The sequence below is a fragment of the Azoarcus sp. TTM-91 genome, from assembly GCF_012911025.1.
Lineage (GTDB): Bacteria > Pseudomonadota > Gammaproteobacteria > Burkholderiales > Rhodocyclaceae > Azoarcus.
The window spans coordinates 1-3,104 of record NZ_WUEI01000215.1; the positions used below are offsets into that span (position 1 = coordinate 1).

The window sequence follows — 3,104 nt, forward strand, 5'->3', positions numbered from 1 at the left end:
GGGGCGGGTGGCGGCGAGGTACTGGCGGCCGCCGTGGCGCACCACCCGGCAGTCGGCGTCCAGCACGGTTTCGATGTGGGCTGCCAGCGGCAGCTGCTGCTGGTCCGAGCTGGCGAGCACCCGGCCCTCGGCGTCGAGCAGGGCGATGACATGCCAGTCGCCGGCGCGCCGGAGGTTGGCGAAGACGCGCGCCATCTCGTTGTCGAAGCGGAAGCTGAGGCAGAGCACCGCCAGCGGCGTGCCGTCTTCGGCGGTGACGCGGTAGGCGTAGAGCAGCACCGGGCCGCGGCCGGGGTAGAGATCGCTGGGGCGGAAGTGCTCCAGGTAGGCGGCGGGCGTGGCCAGGGCTTCGGCGATCAGCGGGTCGCCGGAGCGTTCGACCGGGCAGCGCTCGTCCAGCCGGGCGAGCACCTCGCCGTCCGGCGCCAGCAGCACGATGTCGTCATACACCGAGTACTTGCGCACGTAGTCGCGGAAGCGGGCGACGATGGCGGCGCGCGAGGGGGCATGTTCGCCGCCGGCGGCGTGGCGGCGGAGATCGTCGTCGGTGGCGAGGAAGCCGATGTCGGCGGTGCGCTCGAAGAGGTTGCGGGTGAGGATGTCCACCGCCACCTGGGCGCGGGCGCGCATTTCCTGTACCACCTTGCGTCGGGTTTCCAGGCCGAGGTTGTTGAGCAGGCTGGTGGTGAGGTCGGCGAAGGCCTGGCGGGTGCTGCCCATGTCGGTGGCCATGCCGGAGAGCTGGCCGAGCAGCGCCAGGTTGTCCCACACCGCCTGCAGCCGCTGCAGCATTTCGCGGTACTCATCCACGCTCTCCATGTGGCGGAGCAGCGGGCGCAGGCCGGGGGCGATCTCTATACCTTTGTACGCAGTCATGACGGGGCGCTTCCGGCGGGGGCTCGGGATGTTGCATTGCGGGGCCCGCCTGGCCGTCCTGGCGGGAGTAGATGCAATAAAACAAGCAGAAAACATACCGTCGAAGCGACCGCCGGTCGCCTCCCGGGCGGGGAGTCCGGCAGGCCGCACCGCCTATGGCTTTGGGCTTAGAGGCGGGGGCCATGCCTGGCACAGGCCGGCGGGGGCGGTGGCGCCATCCTGGTGCGGAAAGGGGAAGGGCCCCGGGGACGCCGCGCTGAAGTGGTGCCGCGTTGTTCCGGTGCCCCGGGGGCTGCTGCTGCGCCGCCGCAGGCGTGCGGGCGGTGGGAAGGGCCTTTAGCGCGAATGGTGGCGCTGGCCGCCGGCGGGGACGGCCGCGCCTGGGGCTCAGACGCTTTCCAGCTGGGGCTGGATGATTTCCAGCCAGCGGTCTACCCGCTCCTCGGTGAGATCGGCCTGGTTGTCGTTGTCCAGCGCGAGGCCGACGAACTGGCCGTCGACGACCGCCTGGGAGACCTTGAAGTCGTAGCCCTCGGTGGGCCAGGCGCCGATCACGGTGGCGCCGCAGGTGGCGAGGGTGTCGTGGAGCAGGCCCATCGCGTCGCAGAACTCGTTGCCGTACTTCTCCTGGTCGCCCAGGCCGTAGATGGCGACCAGCTTGCCGCTCATGTCGGCGCCGTCGAGCTGGGGCAGGAACTCGGCCCAGCTTTCGTTCTGGGCGCCGGATTCCAGCCCGGGCAGTTCGCCGTCGCCCAGCGTCGGCGTGCCGATGATGAGGGCGTCGTAGGAGAGGAAGTCGTCCACCGTGGTCTTGTTGATGTTCACCGGCTCGGCGGCGAGGTCGCCGAGCTTTTTCGCGATGGACTTGGCGACGCGCCGGGTGCGGCCGGTGTCGGTGCCGAAGAAGATGCCGATCTTTGCCATGAGACGGAACTCCGTTGGGGGATCAGTTGGGCGAGGGGACCCGGCGGCGCCGGGCCGTACAGGCGCGGGCCTTCATGCGTGTTCGGCGAGGTCGAAGTGGGTGTGCAGCACGTCCAGCAGGCGTTCCAGGCTGAGGTCTTCCTGCGCCAGCGGTACGCCGGCGGTGGCGGCGTCGGCGGTTTCGGGGAAGTCCAGGTCCACCCCGTAGCGGCAGGGGCCCTGGCCGTAGGTGAAGACGAAGGCGGCAAGCCTGGGGTCGTCGGGCAGGTGCAGGCCCAGCGCCTGTTCGTTGTCCCGCCATTGCTGGCTGAGCACCAGGCGGCCGCCGGCGATGGGCGCGGCCAGGGCTTCGAGCAGGAGGGTGAGGGAGCGGTACTTGAGCGGATACAGGACGGCCATGAGGTGCGGAGGAAGTGTTGGGTTGGGGCTGGGGGCGGGAGTGCTGTTCTTGGTGGTGCGCTCAGCGGGCGGAGGCTGCCGGCCGCAGGGTGTGGCGCAGCAGTTCCAGGCATTCGCGGCTGGCGGCGAGATCCACCGCGCGGGCGTCGTCGAAGTTGGGGATCTGCGGGTCGGCGCCGCATTCCAGCAGCAGCGCGACCATTTCCGGCTTGCCGGCGGAAGCGGTGTACATCAGGCAGGTGGCACCCATGTCGTTGCGGTTGTCGACGTCGATGCCGGCGGCCACCAGCTGGCGCACGATTTCGGCCTTGCCGGAGACGCAGGCCAGCCACAGGGCGTTGTTGCCGTCCATGTTGCGGCGCGCGACGGAGACGCGCAGCGTGAGCAGGTCGGCGACGATGTCGGCGTCGCCCTCCAGCGCGGCGCGCATCAGCGGGGTGAGGCCGTGTTCGCGCGGGGCGTCGAGGTCGAAGGGGTCGAAGCGGTGGCGGGCGAGGAAGGCGGCCAGTTCCGGGCCGGGCTTGCGCGGGCCGCTGGGCGGCTTTTCGCCGGCGGCATGGGCGGCGATGGCGGCGGCGAACACGTCATAACCGCCATCCACGCTGTAGACCTCGGGATAGCGGAAGTCGGCGAACATCTGCGCGTAGGTCTTGCTGGCGTTGCCGTGGTAGCAATAGACCAGCACTGGCGTGGTCTTGGGCAGGCCGCGGGCGACGGCGAGGAAGCTGGCCTCGGTGAGGTGCAGCGCGCCTTCGATGTGGGCGGCGGCGTAGCGGCCGGGGTCGCGCACGTCGAACACCGCCAGCTCGGGCAGCACGCCCTCGCGGTGGCGGGCCACCATGTCGGCGGCATCGGCGGCGGAGATGCGGTGGTCGGCGCGGCTGGTGAGCGGGGCGGTGGAGGTC

4 protein-coding genes are annotated in these 3,104 nt (G+C 70.7%); all 4 read right to left on the minus strand.

What is annotated here, in order from left to right; translation table 11 throughout:
- Nucleotides 1-876, minus strand: an 876-nt coding sequence (locus GRF61_RS23650) for a cache domain-containing protein (RefSeq protein ID WP_169153068.1), incomplete at its 3' end; no start/stop codon positions are given.
- Between the two features lie 387 nt (nucleotides 877-1,263).
- The gene (locus GRF61_RS23655; RefSeq protein WP_169153069.1) at nucleotides 1,264-1,800 is read right to left on the minus strand and encodes a flavodoxin; all 537 of its coding nucleotides are present in this window, start codon (nucleotides 1,798-1,800) and stop codon (nucleotides 1,264-1,266) included.
- Nucleotides 1,801-1,872: 72 nt separating this feature from the next.
- Nucleotides 1,873-2,199, minus strand: a complete 327-nt coding sequence (locus GRF61_RS23660; RefSeq protein WP_169153070.1) for a hypothetical protein — start codon at nucleotides 2,197-2,199, stop codon at nucleotides 1,873-1,875.
- Between the two features lie 61 nt (nucleotides 2,200-2,260).
- Nucleotides 2,261-3,104 (minus strand): ankyrin repeat domain-containing protein (locus GRF61_RS23665; RefSeq protein ID WP_211166174.1); only part of this gene is annotated, 844 nt, incomplete at its 5' end.

Bases quoted from the DNA above. Each gene is read 5' to 3' on its own strand.
- GRF61_RS23655 (WP_169153069.1), bottom strand. From the start codon at position 1,800: ATGGCAAAGATCGGCATCTTCTTCGGCACCGACACCGGCCGCACCCGG.
- GRF61_RS23660 (WP_169153070.1), bottom strand. From the start codon at position 2,199: ATGGCCGTCCTGTATCCGCTCAAGTACCGCTCCCTCACCCTCCTGCTC.